The organism is Micromonospora sp. NPDC005252 (genome assembly GCF_042872475.1).
Classification (GTDB): Bacteria; Actinomycetota; Actinomycetes; order Mycobacteriales; family Micromonosporaceae; genus Micromonospora.
Map to the genome: position 1 here is coordinate 150,681 of NZ_JBIAKN010000004.1, position 19,435 is coordinate 170,115.

General features: G+C 71.8%; 15 protein-coding genes. 8 read left to right on the top strand and 7 right to left on the bottom strand.

The genetic code is table 11. The features are described 5' to 3' along the window. Positions 1 to 153: 153 nt before the first annotated feature. Both mmsA and mmsB read left to right on the top strand, forming a co-directional pair. Entirely contained in the window at positions 154 to 1,692 is a 1,539-nt protein-coding gene (gene mmsA, locus ACFYPH_RS13725; protein ID WP_355068942.1) for a multiple monosaccharide ABC transporter ATP-binding protein, read from the top strand. Further along, positions 1,689 to 2,939, top strand: a complete 1,251-nt coding sequence (gene mmsB / locus ACFYPH_RS13730) for a multiple monosaccharide ABC transporter permease (protein WP_354855015.1) — start codon at positions 1,689 to 1,691, stop codon at positions 2,937 to 2,939. Before mmsA ends, mmsB begins: the two co-directional genes overlap by 4 nt. Positions 2,940 to 4,126: 1,187 nt before the next feature. On the opposite strand, the gene ACFYPH_RS13735 is transcribed toward mmsB, so the two are convergent. Beyond that, complete coding sequence (locus ACFYPH_RS13735; RefSeq protein WP_354855016.1) at positions 4,127 to 5,503, bottom strand: DNRLRE domain-containing protein; 1,377 nt, start codon at positions 5,501 to 5,503, stop codon at positions 4,127 to 4,129. Between the two features lie 222 nt (positions 5,504 to 5,725). Here ACFYPH_RS13735 and ACFYPH_RS13740 point away from each other — a divergent pair, with 222 nt between their 5' ends. From ACFYPH_RS13740 to ACFYPH_RS13755, 4 genes are all read left to right on the top strand, one after another. Then, positions 5,726 to 7,006: an MFS transporter gene (locus tag ACFYPH_RS13740; RefSeq protein ID WP_387181676.1), complete on the top strand. Its 1,281-nt coding sequence runs from the start codon at positions 5,726 to 5,728 to the stop codon at positions 7,004 to 7,006. Next, positions 7,003 to 7,989: a TolB family protein gene (locus ACFYPH_RS13745; RefSeq protein ID WP_387181679.1), complete on the top strand. Its 987-nt coding sequence runs from the start codon at positions 7,003 to 7,005 to the stop codon at positions 7,987 to 7,989. Before ACFYPH_RS13740 ends, ACFYPH_RS13745 begins: the two co-directional genes overlap by 4 nt. Positions 7,990 to 8,111: 122 nt before the next feature. Next, positions 8,112 to 8,795: an alkaline phosphatase D family protein gene (locus ACFYPH_RS13750; protein WP_387181682.1), complete on the top strand. Its 684-nt coding sequence runs from the start codon at positions 8,112 to 8,114 to the stop codon at positions 8,793 to 8,795. Between the two features lie 80 nt (positions 8,796 to 8,875). Beyond that, a complete protein-coding gene (locus ACFYPH_RS13755) occupies positions 8,876 to 9,838 on the top strand; it encodes a hypothetical protein (protein WP_387181685.1) in 963 nt (320 codons plus the stop codon). 15 nt (positions 9,839 to 9,853) lie between these two features. On the opposite strand, the gene ACFYPH_RS13760 is transcribed toward ACFYPH_RS13755, so the two are convergent. From ACFYPH_RS13760 to ACFYPH_RS13785, 6 genes are all read right to left on the bottom strand, one after another. Beyond that, on the bottom strand, positions 9,854 to 10,792 hold the full coding sequence (locus ACFYPH_RS13760; protein ID WP_354855022.1) for an ATP-binding cassette domain-containing protein: 939 nt from the start codon (positions 10,790 to 10,792) through the stop codon (positions 9,854 to 9,856). Further along, positions 10,789 to 13,827, bottom strand: coding sequence for an FtsX-like permease family protein (locus tag ACFYPH_RS13765; protein WP_387181688.1), 3,039 nt, complete (start codon positions 13,825 to 13,827; stop codon positions 10,789 to 10,791). The genes ACFYPH_RS13760 and ACFYPH_RS13765 overlap by 4 nt, the downstream gene beginning before the upstream one ends. An 80-nt stretch (positions 13,828 to 13,907) precedes the next feature. Further along, the gene (locus ACFYPH_RS13770; RefSeq protein WP_387181691.1) at positions 13,908 to 14,555 is read right to left on the bottom strand and encodes an ABC transporter ATP-binding protein; all 648 of its coding nucleotides are present in this window, start codon (positions 14,553 to 14,555) and stop codon (positions 13,908 to 13,910) included. Positions 14,556 to 14,634: 79 nt separating this feature from the next. Continuing rightward, complete coding sequence (locus ACFYPH_RS13775) at positions 14,635 to 15,216, bottom strand: TetR/AcrR family transcriptional regulator (RefSeq protein WP_387181693.1); 582 nt, start codon at positions 15,214 to 15,216, stop codon at positions 14,635 to 14,637. Between the two features lie 13 nt (positions 15,217 to 15,229). Beyond that, positions 15,230 to 15,922: a hypothetical protein gene (locus ACFYPH_RS13780; protein ID WP_387181695.1), complete on the bottom strand. Its 693-nt coding sequence runs from the start codon at positions 15,920 to 15,922 to the stop codon at positions 15,230 to 15,232. Between the two features lie 28 nt (positions 15,923 to 15,950). Beyond that, complete coding sequence (locus tag ACFYPH_RS13785) at positions 15,951 to 18,353, bottom strand: PEP/pyruvate-binding domain-containing protein (RefSeq protein ID WP_387181698.1); 2,403 nt, start codon at positions 18,351 to 18,353, stop codon at positions 15,951 to 15,953. A 117-nt stretch (positions 18,354 to 18,470) separates the two neighbouring features. Here ACFYPH_RS13785 and ACFYPH_RS13790 point away from each other — a divergent pair, with 117 nt between their 5' ends. Both ACFYPH_RS13790 and ACFYPH_RS13795 read left to right on the top strand, forming a co-directional pair. After that, positions 18,471 to 19,130 (top strand): M23 family metallopeptidase, encoded by a 660-nt coding sequence (locus ACFYPH_RS13790; protein WP_387182322.1) that lies wholly within the window; start codon positions 18,471 to 18,473, stop codon positions 19,128 to 19,130. A gap of 73 nt (positions 19,131 to 19,203) precedes the next feature. Next, the gene (locus tag ACFYPH_RS13795; RefSeq protein WP_007457642.1) at positions 19,204 to 19,434 is read left to right on the top strand and encodes a DUF2188 domain-containing protein; all 231 of its coding nucleotides are present in this window, start codon (positions 19,204 to 19,206) and stop codon (positions 19,432 to 19,434) included. Position 19,435: the final 1 nt, after the last annotated feature.

Consider the following 19,435-nt stretch of genomic DNA (forward strand, 5'->3'; position numbering starts at 1 on the left):
CCCCGTGCGGGGTGTGGCCCGGGGTTCGGGGGGGGCGGGGGGGGCCCCCCCCGCCCCCCCCCCCCCACCCCCCCCCGGGGGGGGGGGCGCCCCCCCCCCCCCCCCCCCCACGCCGTGATGGACCGCGTCCAGACCCGACAGAGGACAGTGACCATGGACGACACCATCCTCGAGATGCGTGGTATCACGAAGACCTTCCCGGGGGTGACCGCGCTGGAGGACGTCAGCCTCGCGGTGCGTCGGGGGGAGATCCACGCCATCTGCGGTGAGAACGGCGCCGGCAAGTCCACCCTGATGAAGGTGCTGTCCGGCGTCCACCCCTCCGGCTCGTACGACGGGGAGATCCTGTTCGACGGCAAGCCGATGCAGTTCCGGGGCATCCGGGACAGCGAGGCCAACGGCATCGTCATCATCCACCAGGAACTCGCCCTGGTGCCCTACCTGTCGATCGCCGAGAATCTCTTCCTCGGCAACGAGCGGCGTGGCCGTGGCGGGCTCATCGACTGGAACCGGGCCAACGCCGAGGCGGCCGAGCTGCTGGCGTCGGTCGGGCTGCACGAGAACCCGGTCACCCCGGTCATCCAGCTGGGCGTCGGCAAACAGCAGCTGGTGGAGATCGCCAAGGCGCTGTCGAAGAAGGTGCGCCTGCTCATCCTGGACGAGCCGACGGCCGCCCTCAACGACGTCGATTCGGCGCACCTGCTCGGCCTGTTGCGGCAGCTCAAGGAGCAGGGCATCACCTGCATCATGATCTCGCACAAGCTCAACGAGATCACCGCGATCGCCGACTCGACCACCGTCATCCGCGACGGCCGCACGGTGGAGACCCTGGACATGCGCGCCGACGACGTGAATCAGCAGCGCATCATCCGGGGCATGGTCGGGCGCGACATCGAGAGCTTCTACCCCGATCGCGTCTCGTCGCCCGGGGAGGAGGTGCTGCGGATCGAGGACTGGTCGGTGCGGCATCCGACCCAGGAGCGGATGGTCGTCGAGGGCGTCAGCCTGTCGGTGCGCGCCGGCGAGGTCGTCGGCATCGCGGGGCTGATGGGTGCCGGCCGGACCGAGCTGGCGATGAGCGTCTTCGGCCGTTCCTACGGCCGCGACATCCACGGCAAGCTCTTCGTGCGCGGGCGGGAGGTCAACGCCCGTACCGTCGCAGAGGCCATCGACAACGGCATCGCCTACGTCACCGAGGACCGCAAGCGCTACGGCCTCAACCTCATCGACGACGTCCGGCGCAACGTCTCGGCCGCAGCCCTGGACCGGCTGGCCCACCTGGGCTGGGTGAACGGCAACGAGGAGATCAAGGTTGCCGAGGCCAGCCGCAAGGAGATGAACATCCGGACGCCCAGCGTCATGGCGGTGGTCGGCAAGCTCTCCGGGGGCAACCAGCAGAAGGTCGTGCTGTCGAAGTGGCTGTTCACCGACCCGGATGTGCTGATCCTGGACGAGCCCACCCGGGGCATCGACGTCGGCGCCAAGTACGAGATCTACACGATCATCAACCGGCTGGTGGCCGCAGGTAAGGCGGTGATCGTGATCTCGTCGGAGTTGCCCGAGCTGCTCGGCATGTGCGATCGCATCTACACCCTCGCCGCAGGCCGGATCACCGGCGAGAAGCCGGTCGGCGAGGCGACCCAGGAGAGCCTCATGGAGCTGATGACCAAGGACAAGGAGCTCGTCGGATGACCAGCATCAAAACCCCTTCGACGGAGCGCCCGACGCCCCCGGACAGCACACCCGCCGCCGCCCTGCACAGTGGGACGAGCGACCTGCGGGCGCTGGTGTTGAACAACCTTCGGCAGAGCGGGATCTACGTCGCCCTGGTCGTCATCGTCGCGCTCTTCGCGCTCCTGACCGACGGGGTGCTGCTGAGTCCCGGCAACATCACCAACATCGTCCTGCAGTACTCGTACATCCTGGTGCTCGCGATCGGGATGGTCATTCTCATCATCGGCGGGCACATCGACCTGTCGGTGGGTTCGGTGGTCGCGCTGACCGGCGCGGTCTCCGCCGTCCTGGTGATCCAGCAGGGCCACCCCTGGTGGGTGGGCATCGTGGCGGCACTGGCCGTCGGTGTCGCGGTCGGCGCCTGGCACGGGTTCTGGGTGGCGTACGCCGGCATCCCGGCCTTCATCGTGACCCTGGCCGGCATGCTGCTCTTCCGGGGCCTCACGCTGCAGGTGCTCGACAACATCTCCCTGTCGCCCTTCCCGGCCGAATACCAGAAGGTCGCGGCGGGCTTCCTCAACGGGCTGCTCGGCGGTCAGGGCTTCGACGCGTTCACGCTGCTCATCGGCGCTCTCGCCGTGGCCGGGTACGCGGTGAGCGGCTTCCGCACCCGCCTGGCGCGCATCCGCTACCAGCAGCCGGTCGAGTCGTTCCCGCTGTTTGTCGCCCGGGTCGTCCTGGTGGGCGCGGTCCTCATGTACTTCGCCTGGCAGTTGGCGCACGCCCGAGGGCTGCCGATCGTGCTGATCATCCTGGCCGTGCTGGTGCTCGTCTACGGCCTGCTCACCCGGCGTACGGTCTTCGGCCGCCAGGTCTACGCGATCGGCGGCAACCTCTCGGCGGCGGCGCTGTCGGGCGTGAAGGTCCGCACCGTCAATTTCTGGATGTTCGTCAACATGGGCTTCCTCGCGGCGGTGGCGGGCGTCATCTACTCGTCGCGGTCCAACGGGGCGCAGCCCGCAGCCGGCAACATGTTCGAGCTGGACGCGATCGCCGCGGCGTTCATCGGCGGCGCGGCGGTCACCGGTGGCGTGGGCACCGTGGTCGGCGCGATGGTCGGTGGTCTGATCATGGCGGTGATGAGCAACGGCATGCAGCTGATGGGCATCGACCAGTCGACGCAGTCGGTGGTGAAGGGGCTCGTCCTGCTCGTCGCCGTCGCGTTCGACGTCTACAACAAGCGCCGCGCCGGTACGGCCCGCTGACACGACGACACTGCACACGTGTGCCCCTACCCGTCCCACGGGCAGGGGCACACGTCGTTAGGCGCCGCGGGGCGTTTGGCGCCGCGGGGCGTTCGGCGCCGCGGGGCGTTCGGCGGCGCGGGCGTTCGGCGGCGCGGGCGTTCGGCGGCGCGGGCGTTCGGCGGCGCGGGCGTTCGGCTGCCCGGCCACGTCGACTCCGCGCTGCGGCGCCCACGGAAGCCCGCGCCGCGTCGCCGCCGGCGGAGGCTCGCGCCGATGCCGGGACCGCCTTGCCGGAGTCGGCCCCACCTTCCTCAAGCGCTGTAGAGCTGCCCCAGATATGGGGCGGCAACCCCGCGGCACGCAACAGGGCTCGCGGTCACGCCGGTGACGACCGCCGTGCCGGCAACGGCCGTCCTGGTGACGACGGCCCTCCTGGTGACGACGGCCGTGCTGGGTGGCGACGGTCGTGCTGGTGACGATGGTCGTTCGGTGGCGACGGCCGTGCCGGTTGGCGACGGCCGTCCTGGTGGCGACGGCCGTCCTGGTGGCGACGGTCGTGCTGGTGGCGACGGCCGCGCGGTCACGCCGCCCCTTCGCGGTCCATGCACGGCCCGCCGCAGAGACGGACGGCGTCGTCGGGCTGTCGATGCCGCAGATCTTGGACAGTTTCCGTTCTTTCGTAACGGAAACTGTCCAAGATCTGCATTGGCGAGGTGTCGTGATGGGTGTGTGGTCCTTCGTCTGCGGCCTGGCGTGCGGTTGGCGAGGGGCAGGGTCTGTGCTGCTGGCGATTGCACATCGTCCGCGAACTCGACCGGCATGACGACTTCCGCACCGGGCGGGTGGGTGGCCCATATCTGGGGCAGCTCTACAGGGAACCGCACGGAACCCTGGGCCGCCGGCAGTAGCGCCGCCTGCTGCCGTGCCGCAGCGCCGCAGCGCCGCAGCGCCTGCCTCCGTGCCGCCTGCCTCCGTGCCGTGCCTCCGTGCCGCCGTGCCGCAGCGTCGTGCCGCCTGCCGCAGCGTCGTGCCGCGCCGCAGTGCCGCCTGCCGCAGCGCCGAGTCGCCGCGCCCAGTGAGGGGTGCCCGCGTGGGGGCGGTGCGGGTGTTGCAGGTGCTGCAGGTGCCGCGGGTGCTGCGGTGTCGCGCGCCGCTGCGAGGGGTGATCCCGCCGCCCCGGTAGCGGGGGCGGCGGGATCAGGCGGTCAGTGGCAGGCGCCGGTGCCGCTGTCGTTGTAGGTCTGCCCGGCGACCGGCACGAACTGCCAGTCGTAGCTGGCGGAGTGCAGGGTGAACTTCAGGACCCCGAACGCCGAGCTGTTGCGGGCCTCGCTGTTGGGCTGGATGGTGCCGAAGCCGTAGTGGTCGGCGCCGCCCATCCCGGCGACGAAGCTGCGCATCCCCCGGCTGGCGTCGTAGCCGCCGGCGGGGTTCATCGGGCCGAACCGCTCGTACACGTGGTTGTGGCCCCAGACCACGACGTCGGCGTTGTAGTCGTAGAGCGCCTGGTACAGCGGGCGGGTCGACGTCGACGGCGCGTGGTTGGAGCTGGACGTGAACAGCGGGTGGTGCCAGTACGCCAGCGTGCACGGCTTGCTGGTGGCCGCCAGGTCAGCGCGCAGCCACTGCTCCTGCGTCGACCCGGCCGACATGCTGATGTTCGAGTTCAGCGACACGATGTGCCAGTTGCCGAGGTCGTAGGAGTAGTACCCGCGACCGCTCGGGCCGGCGGTCGTGCCGAAGTAGTTGTAGTAACCGGTCGCGCCGGACGTGTTGTAGTCGTGGTTGCCCGGTGACGGGCGGGTGCGCGCCTTGTGCCGGCCCCAGGTGGGTTCGTAGTAGCTGGCGAACTGGGATGCGGTGCCGCTGTCGTAGACGTTGTCGCCGGTCGTGAAGACGGTGCCGGAGATGTTGTCGAGCAGCGCCGCCGTGGCGGTGTCACCGGAGCCGGAGGTGGCGATGTCACCGGCCCCGACGAGGACCGGATCGCCCGACGGCGGTGTCGTGGTGCCGGTCGTGACCACCAACTGCGGGGCGTCGCCTCCACTCTCCCGCGTGTCGTAGTAGGCGCCGTCGCCGCTGGTCGAGGTCGCGCCGAAGCTGAAGGTCCCGTTGCCGGTGACCGCTGAGGTGACGTCGACCTCGTACCAGGTGTTGCCGGCGACCGCGCCGAGCGACCCGAGGGTGGCCCCGTCGATCGTCGGCTGGTTGCTCCAGGTCGTGCCGGTCTCCGACCAGGTGGTGTTGGACATCGTCCGGAACGTGCCACCGGCGTCGCTGCCGCTGTTGCCGCTGATCGTACGCAGCCGCAGCTTGGCGCTGGTCACCGTGCCGCTGACACCGCTCACCGTGAAGCGCAGGAACATCCGCCGTGCGGGTGAGTTGTCGACCACGATCTGCGTGGACGTGCCGTAGTTGGTGGACGCCGTGTCGCTCTGGACGTAGGTGTCGGCGACCGGCGTGAACGTCACGCTCGCCGCGGAGGCCGCGCCCGAGCCGGTCAGGACGACGGCGGCGGTGGCGGCGACGAGCACCGCGACCGTCCCGATCGTGACCGGTGGGCGGGCGATTCGAATGTCCATCCAGGACCCCTTCGTTGCGGGTGGAAAGCGCAAGGAATGTAGGAAGGTCGATGAACCGGCGGACTGCCGCCAGGTGAACAGTACGCTCAAGCAACGAAACATCTCGATGTTTGTTCGATGTTCACCCACCGCATGTCTGTCCGCCCCTCGCGGTCCCTTGTGACGCCCCCGACCCGATCGTCACGATGGCTGACCGTCGCCCACCGATCAGAGGAGATGCGCGTGTACCTGTCGTCCGTCTCCCGGCCGGTCACCGACCCGCCCGACGCCGGGCCACGACGCCGACGGCTCGCGCTGGTCAGCGGCAACGTGGTCGCGCTCGGCACGGTCAGCCTGATCACCGACATCTCGGCCGAGATGGTGGCCGCCGTCCTGCCGCTCTACCTGGTGCTGGGCCTGCAACTCAGCCCGGTGGCCTTCGGCGTGCTCGACGGGGTCCACACGGGCGCCACCGCGCTGCTGCGGGTCGTCGGCGGCTTCCTCGCCGACCGGTTCCGGCGGCGCAAGCTGGTCGCCGGCGTCGGCTACGCACTCTCTGCCGTCGCCAAACTCGGCCTGCTGCTCGCCGGCCGGTCGGTGCCCGCGATCGGCGCCGTCATCGCCGTCGACCGGCTCGGCAAGGGTGTGCGCAGCGCGCCCCGCGACGCGCTCATCACGCTCTCCACCCCGCCCGAGGCCCTGGGCCGGGCGTTCGGGGTGCATCGGGCGATGGACAGCGTCGGCGCGTTCCTCGGGCCGCTCGTCGCGTTCGCCGTCCTGCTGGTCGTCGGGCAGTCGTACGACGCGGTCTTCGTCACCAGCTTCTGCGTCGCCGTCCTGGCCGTCGTCGTGCTCGTGCTGTTCGTCCGGGAGCGACCGACCGGCGAGCCGGCCGACGGGCCGGACGAGCCCCGGGTCTCCGTCCGCGAGGCGTTCGGCCTGTTGCGCAGCCGGCCCGCCCGTCGGCTGCTGCTGGCCGCGACGATGCTCGGGCTGGCCACCATCGGCGACGGCTTCGTCTACCTGGTGCTCCAGCGCCGGGAAGACCTTGGCCTGCGGTGGTTCCCGCTGCTGGCAGTGGGCACCAGCCTGGCCTACCTGGTGCTCGCCGCACCCCTCGGCGTGCTCGCCGACCGGATCGGGCGGTTGCCGGTGGTGGTGGGCGGCTACGTGGCCCTCGGCGCGACCTACCTGCTGCTGTCCGGGCCGGCGCACGGCTGGCCGGCGCTCGCGTTGACGCTGGCGCTGTACGGCGCGTTCTACGCGGCCACCGACGGCGTGCTCATCGCGCTCGCCGGGCCGGTGCTGCCACCACGGCTACGGACCACCGGGATCGCGCTGGTCCAGACCGGGCAGGCGCTGGCGTACCTCGTCTCCTCGGTCCTGATCGGGCTGGCCTGGCAGGCGTGGGGGCCGCAGACGGCGGTCCGGGTGGCGGCCGTGGCCGTCGTCGGCGTCCTGGTCGTCACCGTGCTCCTGCTGGCCTCCCCGCTCCGCCCCAGTCTCCGGAAGGTGTCCCCATGAGCGCGATGTCGACCCGGGCGAAGCTCGGCGTGGTGGCCGCCAGCGCGGTGCTGTTGGCCAGCGTGGCGGCCGGCTACGCCGCCATCGCCGCCGAGCCGGCCCGGACCCCGCCGCCGACCGCCGCCGGGGACCAGGCGGTCACACTGGCGCCGGGCCCGCGCCTGCTGGCCATCACCGACCGGTACGTCTCCAGCGTCGCGACCGCCGATCCCGCCGGGCCGCGTACCGTCTCGGGTCTGGAATGCCTGCGGGTGTACGCGGCCGCCGGCACCGGTGTCTGCCTGCGGCCGGAGACGGCGTGGTCGTACCAGGTCGTGGTGCTCGACGCGGCGCTGCGCCAGAAGCGGACGCTCAGCGTGCCCGGCCTGCCCAACCGGGCCCGGGTCTCGGCCTCCGGCCGGATGGTCTCCTGGACGACGTTCGTCGGGGGCGACTCCTACACGGCGAGCGGCTTCTCCACCCGCACCGGCATCCTCGACACCGTCACCGGCGCCACCGTGACGTCGCTGGAGGAGTTCGCCGTCACGCGGGACAGTCGCGGCTACCGCAGCCCCGACGTCAACTACTGGGGTGTCACCTTCACCGCCGACGACAACCACTTCTACGCGACCATGGCCACCGGCGGCAGGCGGTACCTCGTGCGCGGCGACGTGGCCGCCCGGACCGTCGAGACGATGCGGACGAACGTGGAGTGCCCGTCGCTGTCGCCCGACGGCACCCGGATCGCCTTCAAGGAGGCGATCGACGCCGACCCGACGAAGGGTTGGCGGCTGTCGGTCCTCGACCTGGCATCCGGGCGGGTCACCGCGACGGCAGAGACCACCAGCGTCGACGACCAGGCGGCCTGGCTCGACGACGCCACGCTGGCCTACACACTGCGCCAGAGCGACGGTCGGCCCGACGTCTTCAGCGTCGCGGCCGACGGGTCCGGTACGCCGAAACTGCTGATCCCCGGTGCCGAGTCGCCGTCGCCGCTGACCTGACGGCCCGGCCGCCAACCTCGGCGGCCAGGACACCTGACCGCCTTGCCGCGGTCGACGTCCCGTCACGTCGGCTTCCGCGCCGCAGCCTTCGCCGTTCATCGACGGCCTCGAAGGTATGGACCATGACAAGGCTGAGCCGTCGCATATTCGTCCTCAGTGGACTCGCTGCCGCCGGCGCCGCGGTGACACCCTGGCAGGGTGACCGCGCCGCGGTCCCGTACCCCTTCAAACTCGGTGTGGCGTCCGGTGATCCGGCGTCCGACAGCGTGGTCCTGTGGACCCGGCTGGCGCCCTCGCCGCTCAACGCCGACGGGCAGGGCGGCATGGCCAACGCCGACGTGACGGTCGAGTGGCAGGTGTCCACGACGGACCGCTTCTCGTCGCTTGTCGCGTCCGGCTCGGTGGTCGCCCGCTACGCCGACGCCCACTCGGTGCACGTCGTCGCGGGCGGCCTCGCCGCCGACTCCGACTACTACTACCGGTTCCGGGCCCAGGGGCAGATCTCCCCGGTGGGACGTACGCGGACCGCGCCGGCCCCGGGCACCTTCGGCCGCGACATGGCCTTCGCGTCCTGCGCCCACTACGAGGCCGGCTACTACACCGCGTACCGGCGGATGGCCGAGGAGAACCCCGGGCTGATCCTGCACCTCGGCGACTACATCTACGAGGGTGGCGTCAACACCTCCGCCGTGCGCCAGCACGTCGGCGCGGAGATCGTGTCGCTGGCCGACTACCGCCGCCGGTACGCCCTCTACGCTAGATCTACCTGCGCCTGTTCCGCGACGGCACACCCGGCTACGAGCTGAAGCTGTCCACCGGCGGCACCAGCGGGGCCGCCTGGCGGCACATCAGCCCGGACGTCGGGCTCGACGACCGGGGCAACACCGTGGTCGTCTGGGCCGCCGACGGAGACGGCAACGGCGTCTACAACATCCAGTACCGGGTGGTGTCAGCGGCCGGCGCGATCCTCGGCTCGGGGCAGGCCAACGCCAGCGACGCCGGGCAGCAGATCTGGCCGAAGGTGGCGGTCGACCCCGACGGCGCGCCCACCACCGCCGGCGTCGGCTTCACCGTCGTCTGGGAGGACGTGCAGGGGACCGCTCCGGCCACCGTCAAGGCCGCCGGCTTCACCGCCGCCACCACCAAGGCGTACGAGGTGACGGCCTCGCAGACGACCGGCTCGCACCACCGCCCCGACGTGGCGGTGTCCGCCTCCGGCGAGGCGCTGGTGGTCTGGGACGAGGACGCCGACGCCAACGGCTCGTACAACATCGGGTTGACCCGGCTGGCCCGGTCGAACGGCGCGGTGGTGCTGTCCCTGCGCACGGCCAACGCGCAGAGCGGCGGGCAGCAGCAGCGGGCGTCGGTCGCGGCGACGTTCGCCGGTGACTTCACCGTCGGCTGGGAGTCGGACCACACCGGCACCCGGGGCGTCTGGGCGCGCTCGTTCACCGCTGCCGGCGCCGCCCGCCACGGCGAGGTCCAGGTGTCCACCGGGACCGGGGCCGTCGCGCCCGGGGTCGGCATCGACGACGAGGACAACGTCGTGGTGGGCTGGACGGTGTCCGGCGCCAACCCGGACGTCTGGGCGCGCGGCCTCAACCCGGACGGCAGCACCACCGGTCGGCTGGCGGCCCAGGCCCTGAGCCAGACCACGACGGGTCGGCAGGAACACCTGGCGATCGCCGCGTCCCCGTGGGGCGAGGTGAGCCTCTGCTACACCGACGACAACGACGGCAACGGCTTCGACCAGGTGCTCCTCGGTCTCGGGGCGACGAACTCCACCTGGCTGATGACCGCCGAGGAACTGCGCCAACGCAAGGCGCGGGCCGCTGCCACGGTGAACTGAGTCGGCCGGGTCCATTCAGAGGGCGTGGTCGGGCTCGCCGCCGGCGCTGGCCGCCCCGTCGTCACCGCCGAGGGACGACGGGGCGGCCACGGCGCGCAGGGTGATCGCTCGGTCGCTGTGGTCGACCTCGAACAACGTGCCGGCCGGGAAGGCTGCCGACGTCTCGGGCGGCAACTGGATCGTGCCGTCACCGGCCACCACGGCGAAGTCCCGGCCGTTACGCCCCTCGGCGCCGACCCGGCCGTCGCGGATGGTGACCGCTCGGCCGAGCCGGGCACCCACCTCGCCGTCGTGGGTCACCACGACCACTGTGGTGCCCCGCTGCGCGTTGACAGTGGCCAGCGCCGCGAGCACGTCGTCGCGACCGGCCTGGTCGAGCTGACTTGTGGGCTCGTCGACCAGGAGCAGGCCGGGCCCGGCGGCGAGCCCCTGCGCCAGAGCGGCCCGCTGGCGCTGCCCCGGGGTCAGGTCGCTCACCCGCCGCGCGCCGGCGCCGCCGAGACCGACCAGTTCCAGGATCGCCTCCGGTGGGTCGAGCCGGCGTCCGGCCAGGCGTGCCGCGGGTCGCTGCGCCAACCAGATGTTGTCCGACAGCGACAGGTACGGCAGCAGGTTGCGTTCGGCGCCCTGGAGCACCGTGCCGACCGTGGCCCCGCGCAGGGCGGCCAGGCCCTTGGCCGAGAGCCGGGACAGCTCGTGGTCGCCCACGTAGACCCGCCCGGCGGAGGGTTGCATGAGCCCACCGAGAATCGCCACCAGCGTGGACTTGCCGGAGCCGGACGGACCCACCAGCGCCAGCATCTCGCCGGCCGCGATGTTCAGGTCCACGCCGGAGAGGGCGACGACGTCACCGGTGGCGGTGGGGTAGATGTGGATCAGCCGGTGGCAGGTGACGGCCACACCCCCGGCCGGCTCTGCGGGGGTCTCCGGCGCGTCCTGCCGCGCGGCGGTCATCGACCGCTCCGGCGGCGCACCGAGGCGGCGACGATCCGACCGAGCACGACCGCCGTGAGGGCGAACACGATGACGGCTGGCACCGCGAACAACAGCAGCCGGCCGACGTCCGGCCAGTCGGGTATCGGGACCGGTGAGCGGCCGTCACTGAACAGACGCTGCCCGCCCCGGGTGAGGAGCCAGATCACCAGGGTGACGAGTGCACCCGACCCCACCGCGAACACGACCGGCCACCCGTAACCGCCACGCACGGCACGTGGTGGCAGCCCCTGCCGACGGAGCGCCACCAGCATGGCCACCCGGGCGCGTTGGTCGGCGGAGGCCGTCGCCACCATGCCGGCCGCCCCGATCAGCACCCCGGCCAGCGCAGCGAACACGTTGAAACGCAGGGCCAACGCCGCTCCCTGCCGATCGAAATTCTCCCGTACCTGGGCGATCGTCCGGTCGCTCCGCACGACCAGACCCTGTGCGCGAAGCCGGTCGAGGATGTCCGCGGGAGCCGACCGCGCCAACCAGACCTCCTCGCTGCCGTTCTGGCTGGCGACGGCGAGTCGGTCCGCGTACTCCAGATCGACGATGAGCCCGGATCCACCGAGCCGCGGCAGGCGGTCGACCAGACCTCGAACCGATCCGTTGGTCGGTGTCCCGTCGACACCGTCGTACGGGTGTGAGCCGCCGACCGCCGTTCCCTTCGACCGGGTCAGGTAGACGGGCAGCGGGAACGGCGCATCGACGACACCGACGCCGGCCGGCTTCGACCGCCGGTTCTCCGCGATCTCGAGGGCCAGCGCCGCCTTCGGCCCGCTCGCGGCGCCGAGGAACGTGTCAACCGGATCGAGCAGCCGCCACCGTTGCGGATCGGCGAGCTGCGCGCCGGTCAGCACGACCGTCTCGCCCTGGCCGTCGCCGTCGGCGGCACGCAATTCCTCGAACTGGACCTTGAGCTGCCCGGACACCACGGGAGCTTCGATTTCGATCTTGACCAGCCGACATTCCTGCGCGCACTCGGGCACCTGGAGGTCGTAATCCCTCCGGCCGGGCTTGATGTCGTCGCGGGGGAGGACCACCCGGGTGCCGTTCCTCCCGGAGATCGTGATCGCGAGGCGGACCCGATTTCCGGCGAAGACCTCGGCGTCGAAGTCGGCGGAGAGCGCCATGATGAGCTGGCTACCCCGCAACCGCACGGGTGTCCCCGGCGCGGCTGGGTGGATGTCTCGGGCGATGTCCGCCAGGGACGCGCCGTAGGACGGATGCGGCGCGGCCACCGTCACCAGTCGGTCGGAGTCCACGGCCAACAGCGGTGTGCCGGCTGCGCCGGGCGAACCCGACACCACCGCGGCCATCGCGAATCTGCCCTCGGGATCAACCGCCCGCACGGCGGTCAGCAGGTGTGAACGCGACGTCGCGTCGACCTCGACGACGCGCGGCGCGCCGACCTCGACGACCGCCCGATCGCGGTAGGCGGCCGAAGCGACCTCACTCGTCGCGACGGTGAAAGCGAGCATGGCGACGACCACGGTCAGCAAGGCGATCAGCGGGCGGAACCGTGGTTGCCGGGCCACCTGTACCAGGGCGAGGCCGACCGCCGTCCGGCCGCGCGCGAGCAGCGCCGCACCCACCGCGGCGCCGGCGATCATCGCGACCCGCGCCAGCAGTACAGCTGCGGCGAGCGCTCCGGCGACCGGCGCCACCAGCGCCAGGCCACTGGGCGATCCGCCGGAGCGCAACTGCACCACGGCGGCCACGGCGATGGACACCGCGACGACGTCGCCGATGGTCGCCCGCCACCCTCGTACCCGTGCCGGCACCCGGCGCAGCAGGTCGACGACCGGCGCGGACATCATCCGAGCCTGGGCCAGCAGCACCGCGGCGAACGCGCCGACGGCGCCGATGGTGGCGAATCCGATCGTGGTCGCGTCCACCGCGACGTCGACGTGGGTCGGGAGGGTATGCGCGGCGAGCAGTGTGGCAGCGCCCAGACCGGCCAGGCAGCCGAGGGGAATCGCGACCAGGACGGGCACGGCGTGCTCGCCGATCGCCAGCGCCCACAGGCGTCGGCGCTGCACGCCACGGAGCAAAAGCAGGCCCTGCTCCGGTCGCCGCTGGTCCGCCGCCGAACCGACCGCGACGAAGAGGACCAGCCAGCAGAGCAGAACGAGCAGCCCCGCGCCCAGCGCCACGCCGTCGGCCAGTTGCCCGCGTTGCAGCGTGACGCGATCCAACAGGCCGGGCAGGCTGGTGCCGGCCCCGTAACCCGCACGGCCCCCGTCGCGCTTCAGCACCGCGAGCGTCGCCTGCAGGTCCGGTATCGATCGGCTGTCCAACAACTGCTCGGTGGCGTAGAGATCAGCCGTCGATCGGAACAGGATCGCCTGATCGTCGACGAGGGGTGCGGACTCGGCGCTGAAGATGGCGTCCTCGGCGCTGCCCGGGATCGACCCGCTGGCCGAGTCCGCAGCGGGTGGCCGAATGAACTCCTCGCCAAGCCAGAACGGATCCTTCACGTCCAGCGGTCGGTAGACGCCGGCCACCCGCACCGGCACCGCGCCGAACGTGAACTGATCCCCGACGGCGACACCGAGCCGCGCCGCGGTGTGCGTGCTGACCATGACCTCGGGGAGCTGACCCCTCGAGGTGGCCCGGGGGCAGGCGCCGGTCACGGTGACCCGTTCGCAGACCCCCGCCCGATAGGTGAGGTTCGAGGTCACCGTGCCGGCACGGCCGGCGGCGACACCGCCACTCTGGGCGCCCAGGACGACGTCGAAACCAGCCGGCGTCAACTCCCGGACCTTGCCCGCGAACAGCGTCCTGTTGGGATCGCCGGGCATCCCCGGATATTCGACGGGCTCGGCGAGTCGCACCCGGAGCTCGTTCGGCTGCGCGGTGGACAGTTCGTAGCGCCACAGAGCCTGCCCGGCTGCGGCGACGTAACTCGGTGCGGCCGCGGCGGCGGCACTGGCGAGCAAGGCGAGCAGGAGCACGGCCGTGGCCTGCGCCCGGCGGGCCGCGAGCGCTGCCCAGATGATGGTCAGCATTGACGGTGATGGTATCGGCGAAGCCCTACGCTCACCGTCCCCTGCGAGTGGACTGAGACCTGCCGGTTACGGGAGGTTCCTCAATTCCGGACGATCTCCGCCCGGCCCTCGACGAGGTGAAGCTCCGCTTCGCAGGCGGCGGCCACCTCCGGGTCGTGGGTGGCGAACACGACGGCCGCACCCCGGCGTGCCTCGTCGTGCAGCAGATCCAGAATCCGCTGCCGATTGCCCGCGTCCAGTTCGCTGGTCACCTCGTCGGCAAGCAGCACGCCGCCGCGCAGCGCCAGACCGCGAGCGATGGCCGTACGTTGCTGCTGGCCGCCGGACAGCTCCTCGACCATCTGGTCAGCCTGGCCGGAGAGGCCCAGCCGATCCAACATCGCGGCGGTCTGCTGGCGGGCCTCCGGCGCTGCCACGCCGCTGGCGACCAGTGCGACCTGCAGGTTCTCGGTCGCGGTCAGGATCGGGGCCAGACCGTTGTCCTGCGGGACGAGGACGATCCGGTGCTCGACCCCGTGATCACGGTCGCGTAGCGCCTGCCCGTCCACTGTCACGGTGCCCTCCCGCGGGTGCAGCAGCCCGGCCATCGCGTTGAGCAGGGTGGTCTTGCCGGCACCCGACGAACCGGTCAACGCCAGCATCCGACCCGGACGGACCGTCACCGACACGTCCCGGAGGACGGGGGGCATGTCGCCGTAGCCGACCGACACCCTGTGCAGAGTCAACATCCGCGCTCGCCCCTCCCGGTACCGACGTTCCGCACAGTGCCACGGCCGTCCAGATGGCGCAATCCTGGAGGAGACACGCTCAGGTGGTCGCCGGTGTGCCGAAGAGCAGGTCGAGGTGGGCGTCCAGGGCGGCGAGGGCCTGCTCGGCGGTGTACTGCCCACCGAGCAGGTGGACGCCCAGCCCCTCCATCAGCGCCAGCAGTCCCGTCGCGGCGGCGTCGCCACGGCCGGCGGGCAGGACGCTGGCGATGAACGCGGTGAGCTGGGCGGTGTCCTCGCGCAGGCTGGGCGCGGCCGACGGCCGCACCGCCGTGTACGCGAGGAACGCGAGTGCCACCCGACCGTCGTCGCGGGTGTGCTCGTCGAGCGGCAGGAGTGCGGCGATCATCGTGCGCAGCAGCAGCCGGGGGGACGGATTCTCGCCCAGGCCCGCCACCGCCTCGGAGACCCGGATCTGACTGCGCTCGCGGACCACGCTCAACGCGAACGCCATCATCTCGTCCTTGGTGCGAAAGTAGTGCTGGACCATCCCGGCGGACACGCCCGCCTCGGTGGCCACGTGGCGCAGGCTGACCGCCTCCAGGCCCTGGTCCGCGGCGACCCGCATCAACGCGTCCGCGATGAGGGTGCGTCGCTGCTGGTGATCGACCTTCTTGGGCATGACCTCGATCGTTTCACAGTGGGTGGCCGGGAGCCGCCGTCGTGCGGCGGTCAGCCTCCGGCGCGGGCGTGCCCCGGGCGCTGCGCAGCAGACCGTCGGGGTCGTCGGCGTACAGCCGCAGCTCGTCCATCGGCGCGGACCGGCCCGTGGGCAGGTCGAAGGTCGTCGGCCGGCGCAGCAGGACGTCGATGCTCGTCTGACTGCCGACCGAGAGGTGCAGGACGCGCCGGTCACCCTCCTGCTCGACCTGGACGGCCCTGCTGGAGGGCAGTGAGCGGTGGCGTTTGCGCAGCGCCGCGACGTCTGCCCAGGGGATCCAGATGTCGATGCCCGAATTGACCCGCACCCGCAGGCCGTGGTCACCGACGACGTGTGGATGAATGGTCATGCTGGCGTAGAGACCGACCATCCAGAGCACGCCCCAGATGCCCAGGCCGAGCACGATCCAGCGGGCCGGCCGCCACGGAACCACGTGGGTGACGATCAGGTCGAAGATCGGGATCTCGACGACCGACAGGGCGATGAAGATGCCGAGGATCGGCTTGACCACGCCGAGGTAGCCGAACGGCTCGCCGCCCTGCCCCAACGGCAGTGGACGACGCCGCGCCCACACGTAGAGGCTGCGCCACATCGCGGCCTCGGCCGCGGCCGCCCGACGCAACAGCGGTCCCACTCTCGCCCTGGTCGGCGTCCTCGTGTCGGTCATCTCGTCGTCCTCGGGGTTCAGGTGGTGGTCAGTGGACGGTCACGACGCCGGCGCCGCCGTCGACGGTGACGAGCTGCCCCGTGGAGATCGTCCGGGTGGCGTCCGGCACGCAGATGACGGCGGGAATGCCGTACTCCCGGGCCACCGTGGGGCCGTGCGCCATGATCGCGCCGGTCTCGGTGACCAGCGCCGCGGCGGTGAGGAACAGCGGGGTCCAACCGGGATCCGTGGTCGCGGCGACCAGGACGTCGCCGGGCTCGACGTGGGCGGTGGCCGGGTCGCGGACGACCCGGGCCGGGCCGGTGACCCGACCTGCGGACGCCCCCACGCCGACGAGCGTCCCGTCCAGGGCGGACGCCGCCGGCAGGACGGTCTCGACGTCGGTGCCGTCGGACAGCAACGCCACCGGCACCGACCGGCGACGCAGCTCCCGGCGGTGCACGGCCCGCCGGGACGCGACGGCGCCGCGGTGATCAACATCCTGGTGTACGGCGGCGCGCACCTCGTCGAGGGTCAGGAACATGATGTCGTCCGGCTGTTCCAGCAGCCCGGCGCCGGTCAGGTCCGCCCCGATCAGCAGCAGTTGTCGGCGCCTCTCCCGCAGCGGGTACAACCCGGCGAACTTGCCGGCCTCGCGCAGGCCGGCCAACGAACGGGCCCGGCGCAGCAGGAACCCGGCGACCCGGCCGCGCACCGGGCGCCGCCGACGGGTCCGCGTGACCAGCTCTCCCAGCGCCGTCTCCGCCGCCGCCGCGGCGCGGTGGAAGCGCTGGTCGGGGCCCTGCCCCGGATCGGTGACACGCAGGTAGTTGGCGAGCGCGGCGAAGACCGGTGTGGGGTCTTCGGCCCAGCGCGGCACGCCGACGTCGACCTCGGCGACACCGCGGTGGCCGTACGCGTCCAGGAAGTCGGCCATGCCGATGTCGGGCAGCGTTGCACCCAGATGGCGGGCGGCCAGCTCGTCCGGTGGGGTGTCGAGCAGGAGTCGTCGGTGCTCACCCACGCCCTGAGCGAGTCGCCACAGCGCCAGGTCCATCTCGATGGTGACGTTGTGCGGCATTCCGCCGAGCACGGCGTGGATCTCGTCCGGGTCGGCGACACCCTTGAGCAGCGTGGCCGGCATCGCGGCGGCGAGCATCCCGGCGACGATCGGCCACATGATGGCGTCGCTGTCGTCCCTGTCGTCGCGCGCTTCGAGCAAGCGCAGCCGGTCGGCCGCGGTCCGCAGGTCGTCGGTGGCGACCGACCGGACTCTGAGCTGCTCGATCGCCTCGAACATCCGGATCCGTGCGGCGTCCGGGCGCGCCAGCGCGCGTACGATCCCCACCACCGCGCGGCCGGCCGTCCGCAGCGACGCCGCGCCCTGTCCCGCACCGCGTCCGGTGCCGCCGCTGGTCGGGGCGAATCGCGGATCCGCCAGGACGTGCTGCATCACCGCCTGTGCCCGGGGGCCGAAGTCGACAGCCATGAGCTTGACCAGCCGTCGGCGGGACGACCGGCTCCTGGCCAGGTCGGTCAGGTCGCCGTAGAGGCGGCCGCCGATGTCGACGATCTCCACCCGGACGCCGAGCGCCGCGAGCATGGCGGTGATCTGCGCCCGCAGGGTCGCCATGCCCATCGGGGTGACCGGTTGCAGCATGCCCTGGACGTGGCCGAACTCCAGAAAGACGCGGGGGAGGGGCTTGCCGGTGGCCGGTGGCAGGGGGAACAGGCTGGTGATCGGGCGCGACTGCAGCAACCACAGCACGTCGTCCGCGTCGATCGCCCACTCCACGTCCTGCGGGCAGCCGAAGTGGTCCTGCAACCGTTCACCCGTGGCCCGCAGTCGCTCCAGGTGCGCGGCGGTCAGGCACCCCGTGTCGTCCCGCGCGACGCCGTCGAGGACGTAGTGGTCGACGGCCGTCGCGCCGTCCACGACTGTGGTGCCGAGACCCGGCGCGGCGTCGACCGCCATCTCGTCGCGGCAGCCGGTCAGCGGGTTGGCGGTGAAGAGCACCCCCGCCGCCGTGGGGGTGACCATGCGCTGCACGACGACCGCCATCCGCACCTCGCGGTGCTCGATGTGGCGGGCCTCGCGGTAGGCGGTCGCCCGGTCGCTGTGCAGCGATTCCCAGCACCGGCCGATCGCGGCGATCAACTCGGCGCCGCCCGTGACGTTGAGGAGGGTGTCCTGGTGTCCCGCGAAGCTGGCGTCCGGTAGGTCCTCGGCGGTGGCGCTGGAGCGCACCGCCACCGGGCCGGCCCCGAGTCGCCCGTACGCGGCGATGATCTCCGCCGCCGGGACGACGCCGCGCCGATGGGCCTCGGTGGTGACGCAGAAACCCTCGGGGACGCGTTCGCCGCGCCGGATCAACTCGCCCAGCCCGGCTGCCTTGCCACCGACCAGGTCGACCATCTCGGCGGTCACCTCGGACAACGCGATAACGGACATGACGCCCTCCAGTTGCAATGCGACTGCATCGCAACCACCGTAGCCTCTTTACGATGCAACTGCAATGTCACCTGGGTATGAGCGCGACCCGCGATCGCGGCGTTGCCGGCGTCTGCCATGCTCGGGCCGGTGACGACCGGCCGCCCCACCCGAGCCCGCAGCCACCGCCGCATCCGCCGCCGGCTGATCCCCGTCCTTCTCGCGCTCGTCGTGGCGGCGGCCGTGCTGGGCGTCGCCGTGGTGGTCGTGCCGTTGCTGCGGCCGGCCGGTCCCCGTCCGCTCTTTCAGATGCCGGTCGCCTGCGGTGAGACGTGGCAGCTCAGCACCTACCCCGGTCACGACGACTTCGACGTCGACCTGTTCCCCATCGAGGGCGAGGCATGGGGGCGTCCGGTGCTCGCGTCCTACGGCGGCACGGTCACCGTGGCGGGCATCAACGGTTCGCTGGGTGGGCGTACGCCGGAGAATCCGGAAGGCCCGCGCGGTCGCGGCGGCGGCTACTGGGTGAAGATCGATCACGGTGGCAAGTGGGAGACGCAGTACCTGCACCTGCTCGAACCGCCGCTGGTCGAGGTCGGTCAGAAGGTCGCCCAGGGTGAGCAGATCGGGCGGCTCGGCAGCACCGGCGACTCCGGCGCTCCGCACCTGCACTACGAGCAGCGACGCGGCTGGGACAAGGTCGAGACCCATTTCGGCGGTGCGCCGTCGGGCATCACCACCGACGAACGCGAACAGATACTTCGGCGGGTGAGCGAGAACTGCCCGGCCGTCTCCTGAGGACCACGGGTTTGTCCACCACGGCTCGGGGCACTGGACTGGTGACAGTTCGGACGCAGGGAAGGAGCCGGCGATGGTCAAGGGTGACGTCGACACGTACCAGGAAGACGGGCAGTGGAAGAACCGTCCGGAGGGCAACGATCGGGCCAGCAGCACGCACGACTCCAAGGCCGACGCGCAGGCGCAGGGGCGCGAGATGGCAGCCGACCGGGGCGTCGAGCACGTGATCAAGAAGCAGGACGGCACGATCGGGGAGAAGAACACGTACCCGCGCAGCCGCGACCCACGGGACATCGCGGGCTGAC

Excerpts from the sequence above, each read along its gene's own strand:
- ACFYPH_RS13735 (WP_354855016.1), bottom strand. The coding sequence starts at position 5,503 with ATGGACATTCGAATCGCCCGCCCACCGGTCACGATCGGGACGGTCGCG.
- ACFYPH_RS13750 (WP_387181682.1), top strand. The coding sequence starts at position 8,112 with ATGACAAGGCTGAGCCGTCGCATATTCGTCCTCAGTGGACTCGCTGCC.
- ACFYPH_RS13760 (WP_354855022.1), bottom strand. The coding sequence starts at position 10,792 with ATGACCGCCGCGCGGCAGGACGCGCCGGAGACCCCCGCAGAGCCGGCC.
- ACFYPH_RS13770 (WP_387181691.1), bottom strand. The coding sequence starts at position 14,555 with ATGTTGACTCTGCACAGGGTGTCGGTCGGCTACGGCGACATGCCCCCC.
- ACFYPH_RS13745 (WP_387181679.1), top strand. The coding sequence starts at position 7,003 with ATGAGCGCGATGTCGACCCGGGCGAAGCTCGGCGTGGTGGCCGCCAGC.
- ACFYPH_RS13795 (WP_007457642.1), top strand. The coding sequence starts at position 19,204 with ATGGTCAAGGGTGACGTCGACACGTACCAGGAAGACGGGCAGTGGAAG.
- ACFYPH_RS13780 (WP_387181695.1), bottom strand. The coding sequence starts at position 15,922 with ATGACCGACACGAGGACGCCGACCAGGGCGAGAGTGGGACCGCTGTTG.
- ACFYPH_RS13765 (WP_387181688.1), bottom strand. The coding sequence starts at position 13,827 with ATGCTGACCATCATCTGGGCAGCGCTCGCGGCCCGCCGGGCGCAGGCC.
- ACFYPH_RS13775 (WP_387181693.1), bottom strand. The coding sequence starts at position 15,216 with ATGCCCAAGAAGGTCGATCACCAGCAGCGACGCACCCTCATCGCGGAC.
- mmsA (WP_355068942.1), top strand. The coding sequence starts at position 154 with ATGGACGACACCATCCTCGAGATGCGTGGTATCACGAAGACCTTCCCG.
- mmsB (WP_354855015.1), top strand. The coding sequence starts at position 1,689 with ATGACCAGCATCAAAACCCCTTCGACGGAGCGCCCGACGCCCCCGGAC.
- ACFYPH_RS13790 (WP_387182322.1), top strand. The coding sequence starts at position 18,471 with ATGCTCGGGCCGGTGACGACCGGCCGCCCCACCCGAGCCCGCAGCCAC.
- ACFYPH_RS13785 (WP_387181698.1), bottom strand. The coding sequence starts at position 18,353 with ATGTCCGTTATCGCGTTGTCCGAGGTGACCGCCGAGATGGTCGACCTG.